This window comes from Dasania sp. GY-MA-18 (assembly GCF_024734385.1).
In the GTDB taxonomy this organism is placed as follows: domain Bacteria; phylum Pseudomonadota; class Gammaproteobacteria; order Pseudomonadales; family Dasaniaceae; genus Dasania; species Dasania phycosphaerae.
Genome location: NZ_JANHAP010000001.1, coordinates 35090 through 59183, shown reverse-complemented (window position 1 = coordinate 59183; position 24094 = coordinate 35090). Strand labels below are relative to the sequence as shown.

General features: G+C 49.5%; 19 protein-coding genes. 5 read left to right on the top strand and 14 right to left on the bottom strand.

Annotated features, from left to right (window positions below; genetic code table 11):
• Positions 1–201: 201 nt before the first annotated feature.
• Genes NO559_RS00280 through NO559_RS00270 form a run of 3 tightly spaced genes read left to right on the top strand, consistent with a single transcriptional unit; the run spans position 202 to position 1775 of the window.
• Positions 202–711, top strand: a complete 510-nt coding sequence (locus tag NO559_RS00280; protein WP_258329763.1) for a protein tyrosine phosphatase family protein — start codon at positions 202–204, stop codon at positions 709–711.
• Positions 712–730: 19 nt separating this feature from the next.
• Positions 731–1549, top strand: a complete 819-nt coding sequence (locus NO559_RS00275; protein WP_258329762.1) for an alpha/beta fold hydrolase — start codon at positions 731–733, stop codon at positions 1547–1549.
• A gap of 37 nt (positions 1550–1586) precedes the next feature.
• On the top strand, positions 1587–1775 hold the full coding sequence (locus tag NO559_RS00270) for a hypothetical protein (protein WP_258329761.1): 189 nt from the start codon (positions 1587–1589) through the stop codon (positions 1773–1775).
• A 224-nt stretch (positions 1776–1999) separates the two neighbouring features.
• On the opposite strand, the gene holA is transcribed toward NO559_RS00270, so the two are convergent.
• From holA to miaB, 8 genes are all read right to left on the bottom strand, one after another.
• Complete coding sequence (holA, locus tag NO559_RS00265; protein WP_258329760.1) at positions 2000–3019, bottom strand: DNA polymerase III subunit delta; 1020 nt, start codon at positions 3017–3019, stop codon at positions 2000–2002.
• Positions 3020–3021: 2 nt separating this feature from the next.
• The gene (gene lptE, locus NO559_RS00260; RefSeq protein ID WP_258329759.1) at positions 3022–3648 is read right to left on the bottom strand and encodes an LPS assembly lipoprotein LptE; all 627 of its coding nucleotides are present in this window, start codon (positions 3646–3648) and stop codon (positions 3022–3024) included.
• A 20-nt stretch (positions 3649–3668) separates the two neighbouring features.
• Positions 3669–6227: a leucine--tRNA ligase gene (gene leuS / locus NO559_RS00255; RefSeq protein ID WP_258329758.1), complete on the bottom strand. Its 2559-nt coding sequence runs from the start codon at positions 6225–6227 to the stop codon at positions 3669–3671.
• Between the two features lie 132 nt (positions 6228–6359).
• Positions 6360–7865, bottom strand: coding sequence for an apolipoprotein N-acyltransferase (gene lnt / locus NO559_RS00250; RefSeq protein ID WP_258329757.1), 1506 nt, complete (start codon positions 7863–7865; stop codon positions 6360–6362).
• Positions 7866–7905: 40 nt separating this feature from the next.
• Positions 7906–8763 carry an HlyC/CorC family transporter gene (locus NO559_RS00245; protein ID WP_258329756.1) on the bottom strand — a complete coding sequence of 286 codons (858 nt, stop codon included), beginning with the start codon at positions 8761–8763 and terminating at the stop codon, positions 7906–7908.
• 66 nt (positions 8764–8829) lie between these two features.
• On the bottom strand, positions 8830–9297 hold the full coding sequence (gene ybeY, locus NO559_RS00240; protein WP_258329755.1) for an rRNA maturation RNase YbeY: 468 nt from the start codon (positions 9295–9297) through the stop codon (positions 8830–8832).
• Positions 9297–10361: a PhoH family protein gene (locus NO559_RS00235; protein WP_258329754.1), complete on the bottom strand. Its 1065-nt coding sequence runs from the start codon at positions 10359–10361 to the stop codon at positions 9297–9299. The genes ybeY and NO559_RS00235 overlap by 1 nt, the downstream gene beginning before the upstream one ends.
• A 132-nt stretch (positions 10362–10493) precedes the next feature.
• A complete protein-coding gene (gene miaB / locus NO559_RS00230) occupies positions 10494–11891 on the bottom strand; it encodes a tRNA (N6-isopentenyl adenosine(37)-C2)-methylthiotransferase MiaB (protein ID WP_258329753.1) in 1398 nt (465 codons plus the stop codon).
• A gap of 250 nt (positions 11892–12141) precedes the next feature.
• Here miaB and NO559_RS00225 point away from each other — a divergent pair, with 250 nt between their 5' ends.
• Positions 12142–12489 (top strand): DUF1820 family protein, encoded by a 348-nt coding sequence (locus NO559_RS00225; RefSeq protein WP_258329752.1) that lies wholly within the window; start codon positions 12142–12144, stop codon positions 12487–12489.
• 772 nt (positions 12490–13261) lie between these two features.
• Here the strand turns inward: NO559_RS00225 and NO559_RS00220 are convergent.
• From NO559_RS00220 to NO559_RS00195, 6 genes are all read right to left on the bottom strand, one after another.
• Positions 13262–14542 carry an aminotransferase class I/II-fold pyridoxal phosphate-dependent enzyme gene (locus NO559_RS00220; RefSeq protein WP_258329751.1) on the bottom strand — a complete coding sequence of 427 codons (1281 nt, stop codon included), beginning with the start codon at positions 14540–14542 and terminating at the stop codon, positions 13262–13264.
• 146 nt (positions 14543–14688) lie between these two features.
• Positions 14689–15021, bottom strand: coding sequence for a PilZ domain-containing protein (locus tag NO559_RS00215; protein ID WP_258329750.1), 333 nt, complete (start codon positions 15019–15021; stop codon positions 14689–14691).
• A gap of 21 nt (positions 15022–15042) precedes the next feature.
• Complete coding sequence (locus tag NO559_RS00210; protein ID WP_258329749.1) at positions 15043–17187, bottom strand: DUF1631 domain-containing protein; 2145 nt, start codon at positions 17185–17187, stop codon at positions 15043–15045.
• Positions 17188–17307: 120 nt separating this feature from the next.
• Entirely contained in the window at positions 17308–18018 is a 711-nt protein-coding gene (locus NO559_RS00205; RefSeq protein ID WP_258329748.1) for a DUF3581 domain-containing protein, read from the bottom strand.
• A gap of 92 nt (positions 18019–18110) precedes the next feature.
• A complete protein-coding gene (locus NO559_RS00200; protein WP_258329747.1) occupies positions 18111–20267 on the bottom strand; it encodes an EAL domain-containing protein in 2157 nt (718 codons plus the stop codon).
• Positions 20268–20314: 47 nt separating this feature from the next.
• Positions 20315–22375 carry an HDOD domain-containing protein gene (locus NO559_RS00195; RefSeq protein WP_258329746.1) on the bottom strand — a complete coding sequence of 687 codons (2061 nt, stop codon included), beginning with the start codon at positions 22373–22375 and terminating at the stop codon, positions 20315–20317.
• A gap of 322 nt (positions 22376–22697) precedes the next feature.
• On the opposite strand from NO559_RS00195, the gene NO559_RS00190 reads away from it, so the two are divergent.
• Entirely contained in the window at positions 22698–24068 is a 1371-nt protein-coding gene (locus NO559_RS00190) for a MinD/ParA family protein (protein WP_258329745.1), read from the top strand.
• The last annotated feature ends 26 nt before the right edge of the window (positions 24069–24094 follow it).

Genomic DNA, 24094 nt, shown 5'->3' with positions numbered 1-24094 from the left:
ACAGCACCCGGCTCACCCCTCTGCCATCGAGCGTATTTTAATATTGCTGTGTTTCAAATGTTTTGAGGCTAGCCGATAAGTGTATGCCTATCTCTATTTTGGCTGTTATCAGATCGACTATAAAGAACAACAATAGCGCTGACTATTTGTTAAACTAATGCCCAATCACAACAATAAAGGCTGTGGCCGTGGAGGCTTAGTATGAAAACCCTATTCTTTAGTGCCCTGATGCTAGTGGCAGGCTTAGTATGGGCTGAATTTGATAGCGCGCTAATCAATGATTCGTCGATTAAAAATATACGTCAAACCGATGAGTATATATTTAGCAGTGGCCAGCCCAGCATAGTTGAGCTGCAACTGCTTAAACAGGCGGGCATCAAACATATTATTAACCTACGCCCTCATGATGAATTAATGTGGGATGAGCAGGCGGCGGTTGAGTCACTAGGTATGCAATACCACAATCTTGCTATTGGTGATGCCGGTGACATAAATGTGGCTAATGCCGAAAAATTAGCGGCCTTGCTGGCGCAGGTAGATGGCGAGGCGGTGTTATTACATTGCGCCAGTGGCAACAGAGTGGGCGCTTTGGTGGCGGTGATATCAGCTAAGTTACAAGGCAATTCTGTAGACGAGGCTATGGCCGAGGGGCAGCGTTGGGGCTTAAGTGGTATGGCACCGGTAGTACGTGAAAAACTCTATCGTTTCTAACACTTAGCTTTATTAAAGTATGCCGTTTATACAAGCCCGCGATATATCTTTGTATTACGAAATACAAGGCCATGGCCCCAAGCTGCTTTATATTAATGGCAGTGGCGCAGACCTGCGCAACAAGCCCAATATTTTTGATTCCAGCTTGGCCCAGCACTTTACCATACTGGCTTTTGACCAGCGTGGCCTGGGGCAAAGCGGTAAGCCAGATTATCCCTATACGCTACAGGACTACGCCGATGATACTGCAGCTTTATTAGCGGCGGTGGGATGGGATAGTTGCCTAGTTATGGGTGTCTCTTTTGGTGGCATGGTGGCGCAGCATTTTGCCCTGAATTACCCACAGCATGTGCAACGTTTAGTCCTGGCCTGCACCTCCAGTGGTGGAGAGGGCGGTGACTCTTTTGCTATGCATACCTTAGATGCGCTACCAGCCTACGAGCGCGCTAAACGGTTTTTAGTGTTAAGCGATACCCGCAGGGATCATGCCTGGCAGCTTAGCCATGCCGAGACGTTTCAGCGTTTAATTAATTATCAGCTAGCAGCTAAGCAAATCGGTGTTGATGAACCTAACCACGCCATAGGTCTCCAGCGTCAATTACAGGCGCGTATAGGCCACGATACTTACGCTCAGTTGCCGCAGTTGCAGATGCCGGTTTTTATTTGTGGTGGCCGCTTTGATGGTATAGCCCCGCCAGCAAATCTAGAGGCCATGCATAGCCAAATACCGCACTCCCATTTACAGCTGTTTAGTGGTGGCCATCTGTTTTATTTGCAAGACAAGCGCGCTTTTAAGCGCATCACCCAGTTTTTTATGGGTGAGTACGATCAGGCTTAGCCCATAAGTGTTTACCTAGATGACATTGGTTAGCGCCATGCGCGCTCTTAATATTGACCTCACTTATACCCGTATTGGCTTTGTTGTAGGCGCGCTAATTTTAGCTGCAGGTATAACTGTGAATATCCTGCAGGATGCTGTATTAATTTTGTTCGGGGTGGCGTTAACTACCGGGCTGGTAGTGCAAATAGTAAACGTAAAAAAGGCAAAAAAGCCTATAAAATAAGCGCTTTTTGTGGCGGGTTCATTTTTAATCATAATGCTGAAGCGCCTGCCGCCACTGCCTTAGCCAGCTTTATCACTGAGCTCTACACAGACTTATCCACAGATATTGTGGATATGTTTAAAAGCATAAAAAACGAGCTGTAAGTGGCAAGCTATAAGCGGCAAGTAAAGAAAATAAGCAGTGTTTTTGGGTGGGGAGTGGGTGAAATTTTTTGCGGCTTGCAGTTAGCTTACCGCTAGCTTCTTTCCGGTCATCATTACGATGAGTTGTTCTAATAAATCCCAGCTATTGTCTTTGCCCATGCCTTTGGCCGATTGATCTATGCGATTGGCCAGTTGTATGAGTTGCGCTATGCGCACGACGTTGAGTTTTTGCAGTGCCATTTTGGTCATGCGTTTGCGGCTGTCCCAGATGCGCTGGTTTTGCAGCACCCGGTCTACACCGTGGCCGGCGCTGATTTGTTGCGCGCAGGCGTAGAGGTTGCGCAGCTCGCGGGTAAACAGGGGCAGTATGGCAAATACCTGATTGCCTTCAGCTTTTAGGCCTTGCAGCATTTTTAGGGCGCTGCCGGTGTCGCCTTCTAGGCAGCTATCGATTAAACCAAAAATATTATAGCGGGCGCTGTCGGCAACCGCTGCCATCACGGTTTCTACGGTAATGGTTTGTTGCTCGGCGTAGAGTTGCAGTTTGTGTACTTCTTGGGCGGCAGCCAGTAAGTTACCTTCGACTCTATCGGCTAGTAGCTCTATGGCATCGGGGTTGGCTTGCATGCCTTGTGCGCGCAAGCGCTGCTCTATCCAGCGCGGCAGGTCGCGGGCGTTGATGGGCCAAACTTGCACCGAGGCGCCAGCGGCCTCTACGGTTTTAAACCATTTACTGCGTTGGCTGGCAGATTCAACTTTGCCGCAAATAATAAGCAGTACATTATCGGGGCTGGGGTTGGCTACGTAATCCAGCAGTGCTTTAGAGCCCGCGGTGCCGGGTTTACTGCTGGGCATGCGCAGTTCAATAATTTTGCGTTCGGCAAATAGCGAGATGGCTTGATTGCTGGCGTATAGTTCTTCGCCGTTAAAATTATTATCTACGTGAATAATGTCGCGGTCGCCAAAGCCTTGGGCCTTGCAGGCGCTGCGCACATGGTCGGCGCATTCCTGTATTAAAAGCGGTTCATCACCGTGCAACAGATAGACGGGCAATAATTGTTTTTTTAATTGCTGGGCTAATTGCTCGGCTTTAATTTTCATGATTAGGGCTGGCTGTTAGCAGCGGGCGCAGTGGTTTTGGCTAGCTTATCTAGCTCTTTAGCAAAATCAAAACGACTGATTTGGCGCGCTATTTTTTGCGCTAAGGCCAATAGCATTTCCTGGCGTATTAAATCGGTTTCTTCCGAGCTGCTAATCACCTTGTTGGGGTCGTTGGGCAGGGCCTTGTATTCGCTAAGGGTGACCGGCCCCAGTACGGTTTGGCCTAAGGGATTGCGCAGGTCAAAGGTTACCGTTTCTATTAGCTGGTACTCGGCTACGCTGGCACCCGCGCCCAGGGTTAAGGTGCGGCGCTCACGGTTTTGTTTCAGTAGGTGAATTTGAAAGCCCTGAGTTTGTTCTTGTTTGACTTTGTATTCACCTTGTTCGCTTAGGGTCTCGGCATTAATAATTTGTTCAGCCGCGACTGCGGCATCGTCTGCCACTTTAACCTGTTGGCTGGTGAGGCTGTTTTTAAGCGCTATGCTTAGCGGCGAATAACTATTGGCCGAGCGTATGCTAATAGGCTCGGCACCGGCGGGTAGCTCCAAGTTACCGCGTAGCTGAAAACCACAGGCGCTGACTAATAGGGCGGTAGCAAGTGCGGTGTAAAACGTCGTGGTTTTCAGCATAGCGTTTCTCTATAGGTTTATTATTTAACAGCGATAGTGACCAGTTTACCGGGTATCACTTTTTGCATTTTAATTTCTTTACCTTCGATAAACTTTTGCACACGCTCATCGGCCATGGCTAAAGCTAAAACAGCGTCTTGGCTGGCATCGGCGGCAACTTCAATTTTACCGCGTACCTTGCCATTTACCTGTACTACCATTTCTATGCTGTCACGCACTAAGGCTTTTTCGTCTACCTTGGGCCAAGGCGTGTCGATTATGGCTTTTGCATGGCCTAAGCTTTGCCATAGGCTGTGGCAAATATGCGGCGCTATGGGTGACAACAATAACACGATAGTTTCGATGGCTTCACGCTCTACCGCTAAACCTTGGCCTTCACGATCTTGAAATTTATTCAAGTCGTTGGTGAGCTCCATAATCGCGGCTATGGCGGTATTAAAGGTTAGGCGGCGGTCGCAGTCGTCGCTAACCTTGGCTATGGTTTCGTGAGTTTTGCGGCGCAGGTCTTGTTGCGCTGTGGTTAAATTATTTTTGTTTAGCTCGGGGGCTGCGCCACTGGCTAAATGTTTGTGAATAATTTTCCACAGGCGGTTAAGGTATTTAGAGGAGCCGCCCACAGCCGAGTCCGACCACTCCAGCGATTGCTCGGGAGGCGCGGCAAACATAATAAACAGGCGCACGGTATCGGCACCGTATTGCTCTATCATTTGCTGCGGGTCTACGGTGTTGCCCTTGGACTTGGACATTTTGCTGCCGTCTTTTAACACCATGCCTTGGCACAATAGGCGGTCGAAGGGTTCGTCGCAATTGACCAGGCCTTCGTCGCGCATTAGCTTGTGGAAGAAGCGCGCGTATAACAAATGTAAAATAGCGTGCTCTATACCACCCACATATTGGTCTACGGGCAGCCAGTAGTTGGCGGCGTCGCTGTCCAGCATGCCTTCTTCGTAGTTGGGGCTGGTGAAGCGGGCGTAGTACCAAGAGGATTCCATAAAGGTATCGAAGGTATCGGTTTCGCGCTCTACGGGTTTGCCATCAAGGTTGTCCTTGCGCCATTCGGGGTCGCTCTTAATCGGTGAGCTAACACCGTCCATGACCACGTCTGTGGGCAGCAGTGCGGGTAAGCGATCGGCAGGCACCGGTATTTCGCCACCTTCGGGCAGGTTAAACATGGGTATAGGTGAGCCCCAGTAACGCTGGCGGGATACACCCCAGTCGCGTAGGCGGTAGTTGGTGGTGCGCTTGCCTTTTTTTAGGGCGACTAATTTGTCGGCGATGGCGTCAAAGGCGGCTTCAAAATCTAGGCCGTCAAACTCGCCAGAGTTGATTGTCTCTCCTTTTTCCGTAACTGCAAAGCTTAAAGATTGGTAATGAGAAAGATCTTTTTCAATGGATTCAATTAGTTGTTTTTTGGCAATTAACTCAGGATCTTGGGGGGCGCTTTGAAGAGCAGTAAGCTCTTTTTCAAGAGCGATTTCTTTGTCTGATTTAATGACTTTGATTTTTGGTAAACCATAAAGAGTAGCAAAATCAAAGTCGCGCTCATCGTGGGCGGGTACGGCCATCACGGCGCCTGAGCCATAATCCATTAATACATAGTTGGCCACCCATACCGGTACCGCTTTGCCAGTGATGGGGTGTACAGCGTTAATGCCGGTGTAGACACCTTTTTTCTCCATGGTGGCCATATCAGCTTCGGCTACCGAGCTGACTTTACACTCTTGGATAAAGGCATTTAATTCGGGGTTGTTTTTGGCCAGCTCCAAGCTGATAGGGTGCTCGGCAGCTAGGCTCACATAGGTAGCCCCCATTAGGGTATCGGGGCGGGTGGTGTACACATCAAAGTTGTCTATGCCGGCAACGGCCTGCTCCAGGGCGAAGGTCATTTCTACCCCTTCTGAGCGGCCTATCCAGTTGCGCTGCATGGTTTTAACTTGCTCGGGCCAGCCGTCTAGTTGGTCTAGGTCGGCTAATAGCTGGTCGGCGTATTCGGTGATTTTAATAAACCACTGCGGGATTTCTTTTTTCACCACCTGGGTGTCACAGCGCCAGCAGCAGCCGTCTATCACTTGCTCGTTGGCCAGTACGGTTTCATCCACGGGGCACCAGTTAACGGCAGAGGTTTTTTTATAGACCAAGCCTTTTTCGTACAGGCGAGTAAAAAACCATTGCTCCCAGCGATAGTAATCGGGCTTGCAGGTGGCCAGCTCGCGGGTCCAGTCGTAGGCAAAACCTAATTGCTTTAATTGATCGCGCATATAGGCGATGTTTTCGTCTGTCCACTTAGCCGGGGCTACGTTATTTTTGGCGGCGGCATTTTCGGCGGGCAGGCCAAAGGCGTCCCAGCCCATGGGTTGTAAGACGTTTTTACCTAACATGCGCTGGTAGCGCGAGATCACATCGGCAATGGTGTAGTTGCGCACATGGCCCATGTGCAGTCTGCCGCTGGGGTAGGGGAACATGGCCAGACAGTAGTATTTGTCTTTGTTGGTGTCGACTTCAACTTCAAAGCTTTTGTTGTTGGCCCAGTACTGCTGTGCCTGTTGCTCTATCTCTTTGGGTGAATACTGTTCTTGCATGTTTGGCCTTACCGCGCAGCCGCAGGGCTTGCTTGCTGCGCATAAATATCAGTGAAAATGATTAAAAATAAGCGGCGCATTCTAACAGCTATTAGCTGGCAGCGCATGTGTTGCTGTGGCTTTAGCTGGCCTTTATGAGCGCAGGCGGGTGGTCAGTGCCAGCCCTGCTAGCAGGACAAAGCACAGGCCTATAATGGGCCAGTTGCCGCTAAGGGCAAAGGGGGTGGCACCTTGCATGGCCTTGGCCTCGCCACGGATGACGGCCTGTTGAAATTGCGGGCCTTGCACCACAATGTTGCCGCGCTGGTCGACTATGGCGCTAATGCCACTGCCGGTGCTGCGCAGCAGGTAGCGGCCGCTTTCCAGCGCGCGCATTTGCGCCATTTCTAAATGTTGCAGCGGCCCTATAGAGTCGCCAAACCAGGCGTCGTTGCTAATAGTGAGCAACATATCGGCAGCGGGCACGCTGTTGCTGACCAGCTCGCTGTACACCACTTCATAGCAGATTAAGGGGGCAAAGCTCATACCCGCCGCCTGCAGCGGCTGCTGTTCGCTGCTGCCTGCGCTAAAGGCCGACATGGGCAGGTTAAAGAATTGGATCAGGCCTCTTAAGTACTGTTCCAGCGGTACATATTCACCAAAGGGGACTAAGCGTTGTTTGTGATACATACCCTCGCCATTACCTAGCGCTACGATGCTGTTATAGGCTAGGCGCTGGCCGTTGACGTTTGCTGAGCTGGGTACGCCGGTAATCAAACTGCTGCCATGTTTGAGGGCCCGCTTGTTGATATGCTCTAAAAAGGGCTGGGCGTTGTGATACATGCCGGGTATGGCGGCCTCTGGCCAAATCACCAGGTCAGCCTGCGACCATAGAGGCTGGCTCATGCGGTTGTAGAGGTTGAGGGTGGGCCAGTATTGATCGCGATCCCATTTGACCGCTTGGGAGATATTGGCCTGCACCATGGCGACTTTTAGCGGCGCTCGCTCGGCGGGGCTTACCCAGCTGACTTGCTGCAGAGCATAGCCGCCCAACCATAATAAGGTGCTGATGATTAATAGCGGCTGCCGTGGTTTTTTTTGTTGCAGAGCAATAGCAATGGCGGCACCGCTGAGAGCGACGATAAAGCTCAGGGCGTAGACCCCGGCTACCGGTGCCCAGCCTGCCAGTGGCGTATCTAGGTAGCCATAGCCTACATACAGCCAAGGGAAGCCCGTTAAAAACCAGCTGCGAAACCACTCGCATAAAACAAAAATAGCAGCGTAGCCCAAGCTGTTGCCATAGGGCAGTGGCCGTATAAAGCGCGCATACACATAGGCAAAGATCAGCCAGGTAAGTGCTAAACCGCCGGTGAATAAAAACGTGATAAAGATGGCCAGTGGCACCGGGGCATAGCCAAACTCATGTATGCTCACATACACCCAAGAGGCACCGCTGGCGAACAGACCAAAGCCAAAGCACCAACCGCGCAAAGCGGCGGCCTTGGGGCTGAGATGGTGAAATAAAATAACGAATAAGGCGCTGCTAGCTACACCCAGTGGCCAGTAATTAAACGGGGCTAATGACAGGGTGATAAGACCACCCGCCAGCAAGGCTAGCAGGTGGCCCCGCCAGCCTTGGCTTAGTGAGGTGTAGGGCATGAGGTATAAGGCTCGGTGAGCGGCGACTCGTTATTGTATTTTAGTCTTCTTCGTCCTGACCAATAATTGCCATGCGCAGCAAATGCACTTGCCGGCTATCGGCGCTAAGGATTTTAAATTCAAAACCGTTGAGCTGGGTGGTTTCGTTGCGTCTGGGCAGGTGGCCAAATTCGCGCAGAATAATGCCGCCTATAGTGTCGAACTCTTCATCGCTAAAATCGCTGTTAAAATGCTCGTTAAAGTCTTCTATAGGGGTAAGCGCTTTAACGATAAAATCGTTAGCCCCTAGTTTTTTAATATACTCGTCGGCCTCTACATCGGTTTCATCTTCGATTTCACCGACGATTTCTTCCAGCACATCTTCTATGGTCACTAGGCCTGCCACACCGCCGTACTCGTCTATGACTATGGCCATGTGATTGCGGTTTTCACGGAATTCGCGCAACAGTACATTGAGGCGTTTGCTTTCGGGCACCACGGTGGCCGCACGCAACAGCGAGGTAATGTCGAAGTTGTCGTTGTCGTTTTCTATGACTTGAGGCAGTAAATCCTTGGCCAGCAAAATGCCTAAGACCTCGTCCACGTTTTCGCCGATAACGGGAAAGCGCGAATGCGAGCTCTTAATCATTTTGGGCAGGATTTCTTTGAGTGATTGCTCGGCCTTAATCACCACCATTTGCGAGCGCGGTACCATGATTTCGCGCACTTGCTGGTCGGCGACTTTTAGCGCCCCATCGATAATGCTGACCACATCGCTGTCTATGACTTTGTTTTGCTCAGCAACCTTGAGTATCTCGTTGAGCTCCTCACGGCTATTGGGTTCCGATGAAAAGGCGTTGGCAATTTTTTCGAGCCAGGATTTTTCTTCTGGCTCGTTGCTAGATCGATCTTCGCTCATGGCGTTTTGTTGTCTTCCTGTGGGTTGGTCTTTAATACCGTAGCGGGTTGGCAACGCTTATCAAGGCTAGCTTAGATAAGGGTTGGGGTAACCCAAGTCGGCGAGTAGTTGAGTTTCTATCGCTTCCATGGCTACGGCTTGTTGCTCTTCTATATGGTCATAGCCTAGCAAATGCAAGGTGCCGTGTATCACCATATGGGCCCAGTGGGCCGTTAAAGTCTTTTGTTGCTGCTGGGCTTCGGCAGCGACCACTGCTGGGCAGATAATAATATCGCCCAGTAGCGGTATGTCTATATGCTCGGGTAAATCGGCCGGAAACGATAAAACGTTAGTGGCTTTGTCTTTGTGCCGGTAAGTGGCGTTGAGCTGGCTGATTTCCTGTTCGTCCACTAAGCGTATGGTTAGCTCGGCCTCGTCTTTGCGGCCCGCTAAGGCGGCGGCCACCCAAAGCTCCAGCTGTGCGCTACTGGGCAGGCTGGCGGCTACCGGTGCTAGGTTATCGGCGATTTGCAGGTCTAGGTATAAGGGGGGCATTAGCTGTTTTGGCTACCGCGAGCTTGGTCTTTAATGGACTGTTCGTGGTTTTCTTGCGCCTCGTAGGCATCAACTATGCGGGCTACCAGTGGGTGCCTGACCACGTCTTTGGATTCAAAGTAGGTGAAGCTAATGCCTTCTATGCCTTCTAGTACCTTGATGACATGGGTGAGCCCCGATTGGGTGCCGCGGGGTAGGTCGATTTGGGTGGCGTCGCCGGTAATCACCGCAGTAGAGCCAAAACCTATGCGGGTAAGAAACATTTTCATTTGTTCCTTAGTGGTGTTTTGGCTTTCATCCAAAATAATATAGGAGTCGTTAAGGGTACGGCCGCGCATATAGGCTAGCGGGGCTATCTCTATAACATTGCGCTCTATCAGCTTGGTGACCGCTTCGTCACCCAGCATATCGTAAAGGGCGTCGTAGAGTGGGCGCAGATAGGGGTCGATTTTTTGGGCCAGGTCACCGGGCAAAAAGCCCAGTTTTTCACCGGCCTCTACGGCGGGGCGTACCAATAAAATACGCTGCACTTCTTCGTTAAGCAGTGCCTGTACTGCGCAGGCTACGGCTAAGTAAGTTTTACCGGTACCGGCAGGGCCTATGCCAAAGTTGATATCGTGGTTGAGTACCGAACGCACATAGCCCTGCTGGTTTTTACCGCGGGGCTTAATGGTGAGTTTTTTGGTGTGTATCAGGGTGAATGGCTCAACGCTGTTATCGGTTGCGGGCTCGGTGGGGGTATTCACGGTTAAGGGGTTATCCTCGGATGATTGTGCAAGCTCGTCTATACCTGCCTGTTGCAGATTTAGGTGTATGGATTGCGGGGTAAGCTCGATGCCATTGCGGGCTTCGCGGTAGAGTTGTGTGATAAGTCCAGCACTGGCATCGACATCGGCCTGCTGGCCAGCGATGGTAAAGTGGTTGCCGCGATTATGTATGGTCACCGCCAGGCGTTGTTCTATCTGGCGTAGGTGTTCATTTAATTGGCCGCAGAGATTGGCTAAATACCGAGCGTCGTTGGGCTCTAGATGTAGAGCTTTTGTGTAGGAGGTGTTTTTGTTCAAATGCTTACTTATAAGCCGCTAATGGCGGCAACCAACATACTGGCAGCATATACCTAAAAAGCGGCGAATTAAACCGCTTTTTTGAGGCCGGTAACAATGCTGCATTGAGGGCATGATTTAGGGGCGCGCGGCTTATTGCAGTATGCCGCGCAGGGAGTTGGGCAGTGCCTCGGTGATCAGCACGTCGGCAAAGTCGCCTATGATGCTGTGGTCGCGGGCGGCAAAGTTAACCACGCGGTTGTTTTCGGTGCGGCCCTGTAGCTCGCCGGGGTCCTTTTTGGACACGCCGGTGACTAGTACCCGCTCTATATTATCGACCATGCGGCGGCTAATTTGCTGGGTTTGCTGGTTGATGCGATCCTGCAGTATTTGTAGGCGCTGCTTGTGTACTTGAGCTGGGGTGTCGTCTTTTAGCTCCGAGGCGGGGGTGCCGGGTCTGGCGCTGTAAATAAAGCTAAAGGACAGGTCAAAGCCCACTTCGTGGATTAAATCCATGGTGTCTTGGAAGTCTTGGTCGGTTTCGCCGGGGAAACCTATGATAAAGTCAGAAGACAGGCTGATGCCGGGGCGTATAGCCTTTAAGCGATTGATTTTGTTGATGTATTCTTCACGGGTGTGGCCGCGTTTCATGGCCGCTAAGATTCTGTCAGAGCCGCTTTGCACCGGTAAGTGCAGGTGGCTGACCAGCTCGGGCACATTGGCGTAGGCTTCGATGAGGGCGTCGCTAAATTCCACTGGATGGGAGGTGGTGTAGCGTATGCGCTCTATGCCGGGGATGCTGGCCACAAAGGTGACTAGTTCGGCAAAATCCACCACTTCATCCAGGTGATTAAGGCCGCGGTAGGCGTTGACGTTTTGCCCTAGCAGGTTAACTTCACGTACGCCCTTATCGGCCAGGCCGGCGATTTCAGCGATCACATCGTCAAAGGGGCGGCTCACTTCTTCACCGCGGGTATAGGGTACTACGCAGAAGGTGCAGTATTTAGAGCAGCCTTCCATAATCGACACAAAAGCCGAGGGGCCGTCTACTGAGGGCTCGGGCAGTTTGTCGAATTTTTCTATTTCGGGGAAGGTAACATCCACTACCACTGGGCCGTCGTGCTTTTTGGCCTCTATCATATCGGGTACGCGGTGCAGGGTTTGTGGGCCGAAGATGAGGTCCACAAACGGGGAGCGATCACTAATGGCCGAGCCCTCTTGGCTGGCAACGCAGCCGCCTACGCCTATGACTAGGTTGGGGTTTTTGTCTTTGAGTTTTTTCCAGCGGCCCAGTTGGTGAAATACTTTTTCTTGGGCTTTTTCACGTATGGAGCAGGTATTAAGCAGTAATATGTCGGCTTCTTCGGGGTTATCAGTGGTTTCTACACCGTGGCTGCTGCCCAGTAAGTCCTCTATGCGTGAGGAGTCATACTCGTTCATTTGGCAGCCGTGGGTTTTAATAAACAGCTTTTTGGGCTTGCCGTCGCTGCTGGTGAGGGCCGATGGCGCCTGAGGGCTATCGTTAGTACTGATAATAATATTGTCTGACATGTTGCTATAACCTGTTTACGGGAAAGTTTTAGACGCTTCGGTAAACCGTGTGTTTAAAAAGGGCGGCGATTATACCGTAAACTTATGCTGGGGGGTATGGCGCAGTGGTGCTAATCAAAGCTTTGGGAGGCCCATATAGATAGTGGCTTAGGTGAATATTTAGCTGCCAAAAGTTGTCTAGTGGCTAAGGTAGCGCTTGTGGTAATATGCGCGCCGAAAGTGTCAACCCCCATGCAACATAGGTTTTAACATGGCAACAACCCCTATTTATAAAGTGATTTTTTATAATCAAGACAAAATCTATGAGTTATATGCTAAGGCTATCTACCAAAGCGAGATGTATGGCTTTATAGAGGTAGAGGAGTTTGTGTTTGGTGAGCGCAGCCAGATGATTGTTGACCCCGCTGAAGAAAAGTTAAAAACCGAGTTTAATGGCGTGGCCAGATCCTATATCCCCATGCACTCTATAGTACGTATCGATGAGGTGGAAAAAGAGGGCGTAGGCAAGATTGTGGAGTCCAGTGGTACGGCTAGCAATGTTTCTAAGTTCCCCACTATGGCTAGGCCGGTGATTAAAGCGCCGGATAGTACTGATTAAGCTCTTTTTGCTTTATTAATAAAGTCATTATGTATTAGCCGCTATGATTAGCGTACTTAACTCGGCAATGGCACAAGGTCATTGCTCCATGATGGCGGCCCTCCTGGCTGCCTTCGCTCGCTACTGAGCCTTAAAACGCTGCGCTGTCTCATCCGTTCACTCAGCGCTCATCTTTTATATTCCACAAGAACCTTGGGGCATTCCCTGCGACCGCAGAGGATTCAGTTTTTAATATCTTAAATACTGGCACGATGTGAGAGGGCTGAGGCGGGTGTGCTCGCGGAATATAAGAGGGCTGGCCGAAGCAGCGGATGAGACAGCGCAGCGTTTTAAGGCTCAGTAGCGTATGAGGGAACCCTAGAGGGGCCAGTCCATGGAGCGAGTGCACCCGGCTCAGGCATCGTGTAAGTAATCCAGCATTGCAGCGTGTATTGATCTAAAAAACTAAAAGTATGTATCGTTCTTTAGGCAAGGTTAAGTTTTCTAAACACGGCAATTCCCCAAGGTCCTTGCTCCATGATGGCGGCCCTCCGGGCTACCTTCGCTCGCTACTGAGCCCGCCCTTCGGGAAAGCCGGTCTCATCCGTTCACTCAGCGCTCATCTTTTATATTCCGCAAGAACCTTGGGGCATTCCCTGCGGCCGTAGAGGATTCAGCTTTTAATATCTTAAATATTGGCACGATGTGAGATGGCTGGGGCGGGATAGGTGGAAAAACAAAAAAGCTCTTACCGAGGTAAGAGCTTTACGTATTAAACAATGAATCTGGAGGTTTATTGCTGAGCCAGTGCCTGTCTGACAGTGGCCAGTTTTAAACAGGTGATAAACACTGCAGTGGCCTGCTTTAAGTCCTCTATGCTGGGGAAAGAGGGCGCGATACGGATATTGCGGTCCTCTGGGTCCTTGCCGTAGGGGAAGGTAGCACCTGCGGGGGTGAGTTTAACCCCGGCGTCAGCAGCTAGTTGTATGACCTGTTTGGCTAGACCTGGGCGTGTGTCCAAGGAGATAAAATAACCACCCTGCGGCGCTGTCCAGCTGGCTATGTCACCATCGGCTAGTTCGGCGTTAAGCTGCTCTAATACCGCATCAAAGCGAGGCTTCATAATTGCAGCGTGCTTTTGCATATGCGCTGTTAGAGTGGCCTGATCTTTTAAAAACTTCACATGGCGGTATTGGTTGACCTTGTCGGGGCCTATAGTGCTGAAACCTAGGGCATCTTTAAGCGCGTTAAGGTTATTGGCAGAGGCGGCCATAAAGCCTACCCCGGCGCCGGCAAAGGTGATTTTTGAGGTAGAGCCAAAGATTAGTACGCTATCTTCGGTGCCTGCGCTTTTGCATAGCTCAAACAGGTTAGCTAGGGCTGGGGCGTTGTCGTCTAGGCTGTGTACCGCATAGGCGTTATCCCAAAAAATTCGGAAGTGCTCACCAGCTATATGGCCTAGTTTGGCCATGCGGGCTACCACTTCATCGCTGTAGACTATGCCGGTGGGGTTGGAGAAGCGGGGTACGCACCAGATACCCTTAATGCTGGGGTCGGCTTGCACTAAGGCTTCTACTTGGTCCATGTCGGGGCCGTGCTCGTTCATGGCCACGGGGATAAGCTCTATGCCTAAGTGTTGGCAGGCGGTGAAGTGCCTGTCATAGCCGGGTACGGGGGCTAGGAATTTTACTGGGCCTTGCAGGTTCCAGGCGCTGTCTTTACCAGCTAGGCCTTGGCTGAGGGCGGTTTGTAGGCTGAAGTACATCATGGGCAGGCTGCCATTGCCGCCCACTAAAATATCCTCAGCGCTCACTCCTAACATATCGGCAAACAATTGCTTGGCTTCGGGCAGACCGTCTAGGCCACCGTAGTTGCGCAAGTCGGTGCCGCTACTGTCGCGGTAATCGCCATTTAAAATGCCATCTAGCTCATTAGATAGGCTGAGTTGCTCTGCACTGGGTTTACCGCGGGTTAAATCTAGGTTTAGTTTGGCGGTTTGAAAGGCCTGATACTGCTCGCTTAAGCTTTGCTCTAATTCGCGCAGTTGTTGGGGGGCGGCTTGGCTGAGTCGCAATGGATTACCCTCAAGATTAATCTATGTAGATGTTGAGTAATAAATAGCCACGGCCTTTTGAGCTATGGCTAATTCACGGGGGCGGAATTATAGCTGAAAAAATGGGCGGGGTAAGCTGTTGCGGGGCTTAATGCGATGAATAGTGATTATTTCTTGTAGTGATCTATCAGCTGCGCTAGTTGCGCCATAGCCTGCTCGGAGGCATCAATAATATGTAGCCCGGCCCAGTGGCGGTTGAAGTTTTCTTCGGCTTTGCACCACAGGCAATCGGCGCCCAGCTCTATGCTATCGCTGCCTAGGATAGGGCTGGGTAGCTTGAGTGAAAGTTGGTAAATGGCGTGGGTGGGGATTTCCTGGTGGGTCATAACCATCAGGCCTTCGGTGGTGACATTGATAAGCTCGCCAAACACACCACCATTGATAATGTCGTTAATGGTAATGCTTTGATTGAGTTCTACGCGCTCTTGCTTTCTAGTCATTAGTGGCTCACTTTATTACTATTATTTTTGCTTATGTTGTATCTGTTTGAGAATACGTTCAAGCGCTTTTTCAAAGAAAGGTTTATCTTCTTCCTTGCCTAGTATTTTTATCTCGCCAGCTCGCATGGCTTGGGCTAATTCCTGGCCGCTTTTTACGGCAATTTGTTGGCCCATACGGTTTACAAACATAAAGTGCAGGGTGGTGGTGTTGGACCAGGCCAGCTTAACGTGCTGGGCTTGATCGCTATTGGCGTCAAAAACAAACCAAGTGCCAAACTCGGTTTTCTTGAGTTGCTGAACTATATCATCGCCTTTGGTCTCGGCCTCTATGGACTGGTTAATGTCCACCTCATCAATATGGGCGTCTATGACTTCGGGTTGTATCTCGGCCTCAGTTGCGCTGGCGTCGGTGTTGCTGGCGGGTTCGAGGTTATGACGTTGTTGCTCATGCAGGTGTAGGAGCTTGTCGATGATTTGCTGGCCCTGGCTGGAATCATAGCCCACCGTGTCAAAACCTTGTTGCAGGGCCGAGGGCAGGGATTCTAGCAACTCGTTAAAACGCAGGTTTTTTTCCGGTTGGGTAGAGTATTGAATAATTTGCACAAACCATAAAATATCATCCACCATGGTGGCGGCGTGCTGCCATTGGCCGCTGCGTGAGCCAAAGCGCAACAGGTTAAAGGCCATGTAGTTGGACCAGGGCTCAAATAGCAGGGCGCTGACAAAGTCGGGTAGTTTGACCTGGCCAACTTTTTTTCTAATAAAGGCATCGACTTTTAAGCGTATTTCTTTGAGTTTGTTTTCGCCTTTAGCAGCCTGCATGGCTCGCTCTTCGGTGAGGCGTATACGCCGTGCGTGTTGGCGTATGTAGCGGTTAAACTCAAAAGCCAGCTCAGAAAATAAGCGTATGTCGTTGTCAAAGTCATTGAGTATGCGTTCGACCACGGTTTTAATTTGTAAAAAAACTTCACTTTTGTGCTTGCTGTTGGGCTCTACCCAGCGCTCGCCAGAGGCAACCAGGTTGTTGAGTAATTGCCTGGCCGGATGCTGGGGGTGGTTAAAAAACTCTTTATCAACCACGGCGACTTTTAAGAATGGGGTGTGTAGATAGCTTAATAAGGTTTTGACGGAGTCGGGTAGCTTTTCATCGTTGAGCATGTACTCAAATAGCAGGCCTACAATTTCTATAATATGGGTATCTATTTCAGCGGTTTTTTTGGCGTCTTGCTCGGCTTGTTGACGTAGTTGTTGTGGGTAGCCCGCTTGTAATTGCTGTGGGTTTTTAATATGGCTAAGCTCGCCAGCGGCATTGTGTTGCAGCGCTTGTATGCTGTGTATCAGCTGGTCTACGGTGATGGCCTGACCCGCTGGGATAGCGGGTATGGGAAATAGTTGCTGCAATTGCTGTATGGATTTAAATAGATCAATTTGATGATCTAAAGAGGGCTGGCTCTCTAGGCCTTTTAGCTCTTCGGGTAATAGGTCTGAGGGGGACTTATGGGTTTCGTAATTTAAATGGGGTAGTAGGCCGCGGGCCTCAAAGTGCTGGTTTAATAGCTTGTATAGCGAGTCCAGCTTGCGCATAAACAAGCTGTCAAACATTTTATAAACAATTAGCCGCGACTGGGTGTCTAGCAGTAAGTCTTTTATGGCGCTTTGCAGTGCTTCGGCAAAAACCCCAGGGGCGATGGGGTTGTCGTAGTCGCTCATTTTGCTGCCGCCTCTTAAGGCGGCAAGGCGTTGGTTGAGTGCATAAATACCCGCAGAGCAATCGCTGCTGGCTTTTAGGGTCATGGTCTTGATGGCTAGGGCTTCTTCTAAATCATCGTTATCGACCAAGCTTAAGGTTTGTTCTTGCTCTGCTGGCTGCTCGCTAATATTGATGGCGCTATTGGTGGGGCGCAGGTTTTGATAATTTTTAAAAGCCTGGCTTAGCTGCTGGCTAAAAACCTGCTCTATATGAGCCTGTTGATTGATGATCTCATCGCGCACTTGAAAGTAGCGAGTTTGGCTTTCGTTGTTATCAGACTTATCGGCGAGATTAAAAAACTTTTCGGCCAATAGCTCTAGGTAGCGGCTTAAGTGAGTACTGGACCATTTACTAATGGCGAGCCGGCTCTTTTCTATGATTCGCTCTTTGGGTAAGGCGTCTATATGCGTATTCATCTAATCCTAAAATTCCAATTTTATAGGCGGTGTTAATGAGTGGCCAGTTGTCCCTTACTTAGCGCGAACCCTAGAATTATAGTCGATAGATTAGAATACGCTGTATAGGCTATTAACTGTTTAGCTTTTATGGCGAGCTTTGCCCTCGTTATAGTTGTTTACCAACTGATCTACGGCTTGTTGATCATAGGGCTTGAGGCCGCTAAGCAGCATGCGTTTTTCACCGCGGCCTATTTCTTCGCCGCCAGCGAGCAGGGTAAAGGCCAGGCAGATTTTACCGCGTTTACCATTGCTCTCTAAATGGGTTTGCTCTTTGTTTAAGGCTAGCTCTATGTCGCTGCGGTCTAGGCGGTTGAGCTCTATGAGCATGCTTTCATAAATGACCATAGGCCGGTCGGGGTTGATCATTACCGCTTGCTCTTTGAGCAGCGGCATTAATATATGCGGGAAGGTTTGCCCCGAAAAGGCCACATAGCGTTGAGTCAGTGTGTCTATTAATTGTTGATCGCGGCAGTTGTCGCCGCTTTGTTCTATGCTCAAATACTCTTTATCGGCGCCGTCTTTAAGGCTGAGCTGAGTACTGGCGGCGGGCAGTTGTAGCGCCACGCCATCACTGACCATGCCAGAGAAGGTAAACTGCATGTGCTGGCTAATACCATATTTGGATAAAACTATGGCAAACAGTAAGTCGCCGGGTACGCAAAAGCGTTTGGCATCAGCATCGTGTAGGGGGTTAAAGTCGTCAGCGATGTTTTTGGCAAAGTCGCTGGCTTGTTGCCTGCTAAAGCTTATTTTTTGTTGGTCTTGGCTGTAATACTGATCAATTAACATAAGTAATACTTACTGAAGGTTGCTCATAATGGGGCGGCAATTCTAGCAGGCTGCGGGCTATCATAGAAGTTAGCCCTTGCCTGTTTGTGTGGCTAAGCACCCAGCTCGGCAATTTGGGTGGTGTATAGGTGTTGCCGTTGGTGAAACAGGGTGGCCACTTGCTCTAGGCTAGTAGCGGCGCCAAAGAAGAAGCCTTGCACTATGTCGCAGCCCAAGGCCTTGAGGTAATCCAGTTGCTCTTTGTTTTCTACCCCTTCGGCAATAATAGACATGCGTAAACCTTGAGCCATAGAGATAATGGCGTTGACTATGCAGGCCTCGTCTTCGCTGCTTTTAATGTTGTGGATAAAGCTGCGGTCAATTTTTAGGGTTTTTAAGGGAAATTTTTGTAGGTAGCTTAGCGATGAGTAGCCGGTACCGAAGTCATCCAGTGCCAGGTTGATGCCTTTAGACGACAGCAGTAACAGTTTGTCGATAATGTCTTTTCTATCGCCCATTAACACATTTTCGGTGATCTCCAGCTCTAGCAGGTTGGTGGGGAAACCCTCGTCTTTAAGTATGCCTAAGACGGTTTCTACAAAATCTTCGCGCTCTATCATAATGGGGGAAAGATTAACCGCCAGCCGCAGATTGGGCATGCCTTGATGATGGTAGTGGCGAATCTCACGGCAGGCTTTGCGCAGGGTGTATTTGTCTATATCAATAATCAAGCGGCTTTCTTCAGCTATGGGGATAAACTCTACTGGCGATAAGCGGCCTAGGCTGGGGTGGTTCCAGCGTATTAAGGCCTCCACCCCGCAGATGGTCTGGGTCAATGTGTCCACTTGTGGTTGATAGCAGAGATCAAATTCATTGAGCTCTATGGCGCGCCTGATATCTTGTTCTAACATCAGCCGCTCGGTGGGATTGTCGCTCATTTCTGGGTTAAAGGTTTTGACCCCGTCTTTGCCGGTATTTTTAACTTGATACATGGCTATATCAGAGTTTTTAATCAGCGCGTCCATATTGGTGCCGGCTTCGGGGTAAGTGGCTATGCCTATGCTAGCGCCCACATAAATATCATGCCCGCCTAAAATAAAAGGCTGTTTTATAGATTCTAAAATTTTATCGGCTACTTGTATGGCTGCCTGGTCGTCGGCAATTTCGGGCAGTAGTAGGGTGAACTCGTCGCCGCCAAAGCGCGACAGGGTATCACTCTTGCGTATGTGTTGTTGCAGGCGCTGACTAACTGCTTGCAGTAGTCTGTCACCCATGGTGTGGCCCAGGGAGTCGTTAATCACTTTAAAGCGATCTAGGTCTATAAACATTACCGCCAGGCGGCTGTTGTTGCGCTCAGCCTGGCTGATGGCGGTGCTAAGCCTGTCTTTAAACAGTGAGCGGTTAGGTAGCCGGGTGAGTAAATCGTGGTAGGCCTGAAAATTAATAAATGCCTCGGCCTCTTTGCGCTCGGTGATATCACGGGCGGTGCCATAGGCGTGAAAATGTTCGCTATTAGAGGGAATGCGCTCATTGGTGTCACTAATTGACCAGATGGTTATTTCAAAGTGACGTTTGTGCTCATTGTTGAAATTTTTAAGAGTGACTTCAGTGCTTTGTGGGGTTTTGTGAGGCGCTAGCGCACGTTCAAAAAAGAAGCTGACCCGCTCGTCGTTGTCATCAATTATATTGGTGATGGGCTTGCCCATAAGGTTTTTTCTAGAGAATCCTAAAATAGATTCAATTTGTGAGTTGATAAAACTCACCTTACCTTGGCTGTCGAGCACAAAAATAATATCGGGTGAGTTATTGACGATAAAGCGGTGTAACTTTTCCGACTGATTTAGTTTGGATTGTATATTTTGATGAGATTTTTCTAGCAGTTTTTTTCTTACCGCGTTGCTGACGGTTGCGGTAAGTTCTTCCGGGACATAGGGCTTTTTTAAATAATCATAGGCGCCGTGACGCAGGGCTTTGCTAATATCACTTAAAGAGGTTTCACCGCTAACGACTATGGTGGTGGTGTTAATCTGGTGCTTAGCCATAAACGCCATGACATCATGGCCGTTGATATCGGGCATTTTTAAATCTAGCAGCAGTACGTCGTAATCCTGGCTGGATAATTTGTCTATACCTTCTTGACCGCCTAGGGCGGTATCGACATTAAACTCGTAAAGCTCCAATAAGGTTTTGAGGCTTTCAAGCATACGCGGGTCGTCGTCAGTCAGTAGTATTCTGGCGTCGCTATTTTTGTACAGTTCGGTGTTGGCCATATTTTTTTGCTTTTATTATCACTATGCACAAGCCTTGTTCATAAGTGCTATTTAGGGAGTAATAGGTGGAACTCCGTTCCGCTGCTCTCCGTATCAGTTGTAGATTGACGTGAGCGACAGCTAATAATACCGCCCATTTCATCAACCAGTTTTTTCACAATGCTCAGGCCTAAGCCTGAGTGCTTGCCCCCTTTCGTCGATTGCTGGGGTAAAAAAAGTTGCTCTTTAACTGCGGCGCTCATGCCGGGGCCGTTGTCGCTAACTATTATTGCTAAATATGAGCGGCCATTGGCGTTGACATGGGCATCACTGCGCAGGGTGATTTGCTGGCCGCTGCTTAAGGCCTCGCAGGCATTTTTAACTAAGTTAGTGAGTATTTGTTTTAAATAAGCGCTGTTTACCTTGCTGGCTTTAAGGTCTTTATCCAGCTCTAGCTTGAGCTCAATGTGTTTAGAGGCACAGCTAGAGTTGATAAATATTTGGGCGGTATCACTAATTACTTTGTTGATGTCGGTGATGCTATCGTTATCGCTATTGTCGCCGGGGTCTTTTAAGCGCAGTAATATTTGCCCTACTCTATCTATCTCGTCTTTGATTAGGTCTAGATTTTCATTGGCACTGTGCTCGCTACCTAGGTTTATACGCAGCAACTCTAAGTAATTGCGAATAATACTAAGGGGGTTGCTGGCTTCATGTATAGCTTCGAGAATATTACTTTGCAATTGTTGCTGTTGTGTGTCGCTGTTATCAACCCCGCCTGCTTGATTGAGTTTTTGCATGCTGGCGGCAAGCTCGCGGCCCAGCGTGAGCAGCTGCCCAAAGCGGGGTTGCAGTGCAGGTAATTGTTTGTCGCTTAGCCCTAATACTAATACGCCTATGGCTTGTTGGCCGCTGATCAAGGGTAGGCATAATATATGCTGGCTCTGGCATAGCCGGATTAGTTGCTTATCGATAACCGAGAGTTTTTGTTCGCTAGCCATGCTGTGTTGTATGGCTAGCGTTAGCATGGCGTCACTGCTAAGGCTGCGGCCGGCCGCAACGGTGATGTTTAAGCTAGCTGCTTGGTCTTGCGTGTTAAGGCCTGTGAGCCGGTTTTGCTCGGGCTGGTATTCTAAAAGCAGGCAGTGCTCTATACCAAAAGTTAACAGCAGGGCTCGGCCTATGGTTTGTTCTAGGGCTTCATGGCTTTGTGCTAACCACAGGGTTTGGTTAACTTGCGTGATCTCACTTAATTCGCTCAGGCGCTGGCCTAAATCTTGGTGCGCTTGCTGCTCGTTTTTGGGATTGTCATCGAGATCTATATTTAAGCTGCCCGCAATGCCCTCTACATCACTTAGTATACGGCTGTGTATCTCTCTGGTAAGCGCCTCGTTAAGGCCAAATAAATCATGGCAAGCGGTGAGTGTGTTGTCGTTAATTTCTTGGCTATTGCCCAGCAGGCTGGATAAGTAAATGATTTTAACCAGGTGCTGGGCGTCTTGAATCTGTGCCAGGTCTTCATGATGGTAGCGCACGGCGTCGCCCATAAAGGTGGAAATATTCCAGCTATCAATCAGGTCGGCAGCCACATCACAGTGGTTGTAGTGGAAGTGGCTTTGTTCTTCTGCAAGTAAGCGGTGGTCGGAAGGGCTTAGGTTAACCACCTGTATATAATCTTCGTTAAACTCCGTGAGCAAAATTAATTGCCCTACATCGGTAAGCAGGCCACAGAGGTAAGCTTCTTCGGGAGCTGAAAAGCGTGTGAGTGTGGCTAGTGCTTGCGCGAAATTAGCGGTTACTAACGAGCGGCGCCAAAACTGTTTTAAAAAGTGGCTGTGCTGCTGACTAAAGTGATTGAAAAAATGCTTAATGGCGGTGGTGATGACTATGGTTTTAACGGTATCGGTGCCCAGCAGCATTAGTGCGCGCTCTATGGTAGAGCAGTTTTGTGAGCGGCCATAGTAACTTGAGCTAGCCACTTGTATGAGTTTGCTGGCCACAGCAGGATCTTGCCGAATAATATCAGCTAGTTGTTGGAAGTCTGCCGATTCACTGTGTATAGCATCAAGAATTTTGATTAATACTTGTGGCAGGCTAGGCAGTTGATCAATCGCTTTATGAGTACTCAATGGGCTTTGCTCATGGCTTTTTTGTTTTTATAGGCTTTAAAGCCGGCTATGGCAGCCAGCCCCGCGATCGTTGAGAGCGCAGTTAAGTAAAACTGTTATAGCTGAGTATAGCTAACCGCCCTAGCAGATACCACAGGATGGTTAAAATACAGGCTAATGATAAAGGGGAATAGGGGGAGATAGCTACAAAGTGTGAATATTACCGTTATTGCTGTGGCTATCGCTTTTTTCCTACAGTTTGATAATATGCGCTACGTCACAGTTTTATAAAAAAGTGTCAAATTATTGATAATAACAACTCACTAACGGAATGATCTGCCCTGTGCAATCAGTGACTCGCCAAAGCTCGCCGCAGCCTGCCATGCCTCGCGTTATTGCTATTTGCAGCGGTAAAGGCGGGGTGGGAAAGTCCAGTATTGCGGTTAATTTAGGCATCACCCTAGCCAAGCAAGGTTTCCGCGTTTGTTTGCTAGATGCCGACACCGGATTGGCCAACGTTAATATACTGCTAGGCGTGCAGCCCAAGTATAGTTTGGAGCATGTATTATACGGCGCTAAAGCCATAGACGAAGTGATGGTCGCCGCTCCGCATAATCTTAAAATTATCCCCGGTGCAAACGGTATTAGTGAATGCGCTACCCTACATCCTCGTCAGCAGCTGCGTTTAACCCGCGAGCTGGCGCGCATAGAGCATGAGTTTGACTATTTATTAATCGATAATGCGGCCGGCATCGCCGATGCCAGTTTAGATTTTATCGCGGCTGCCCAGTATTCATTGGTTGTTATTACCCCAGAGCCCACCTCGCTTACCGATGCTTTTTCATTAATTAAGTTATTAAAACGCCGCCAAGGCCGGATTTTATTTCGGGTGGTGGTGAATATGTGCGAGGGCAGTAATGAGGGCCGTGCTATTTTTAGCCGCTTTGCTGCGGCGGTAGAAAAGTACATAGGAGTAGAGTTGCAGTACTTGGGGTATTTACCTCGCGATGAGAGCGTAAGAGCAGCTGTTACCTTGCAAAACCCGGTGGCGATGTTTCCGGATACCGACCCTTCCAGCCAAAGCTTTATACGTTTGGCGCAAGCATTAACCCAGGACAGCAACAGCTTGCCAGCTGGCAAATCGTTTAGTGCCTACTGGTATAAGCAATTTAAACAATCTGAGCAGCACAAGTCCAAAGCTCAGCTGCAGTCGGCTGGGGGCAAGTCGGCAGAGAAAGATAAGCTGCTTGAAAATGACTATGTCGCCGAGCTGCACTCGCGATTATTATTGGCCATAGAAAAGGGCAGTGCGGATAGGGAGGCGGTAGAGCGTATGCTGCGCGCTGCTGTGCAGGCTTATTTTACAAGCTATCAACACAGCCCTTTAGATGGCCCCAGTTTTATAGAACAGCTGATTTTAAGCCCTGACCGTGACGATTATCAGTTGCGAGAGATGTCGGCCAAGCTTAAACCATGGGCCGAGCCCACAGTCAGTGAGCCCACTGAGCAGCCCTTGGCACTGGCAGCCACAGCAGCTACTAAGGCTAAGTCTTTGCGGTCTTGTCCAAACTCAAATCAGGCACAGCCTGTTAGCTCTGTAAGCCTCTATGATAAAAAGCGCTTTGGTTCACAAGATGAGCTATTGCGGAATATAAAACAACAACATAGCGATACAATGACATTGTTGACTATATTAGAGGCTTATACAGGCTAAGCGTTGAGCGGCTTATATTCGTTGAG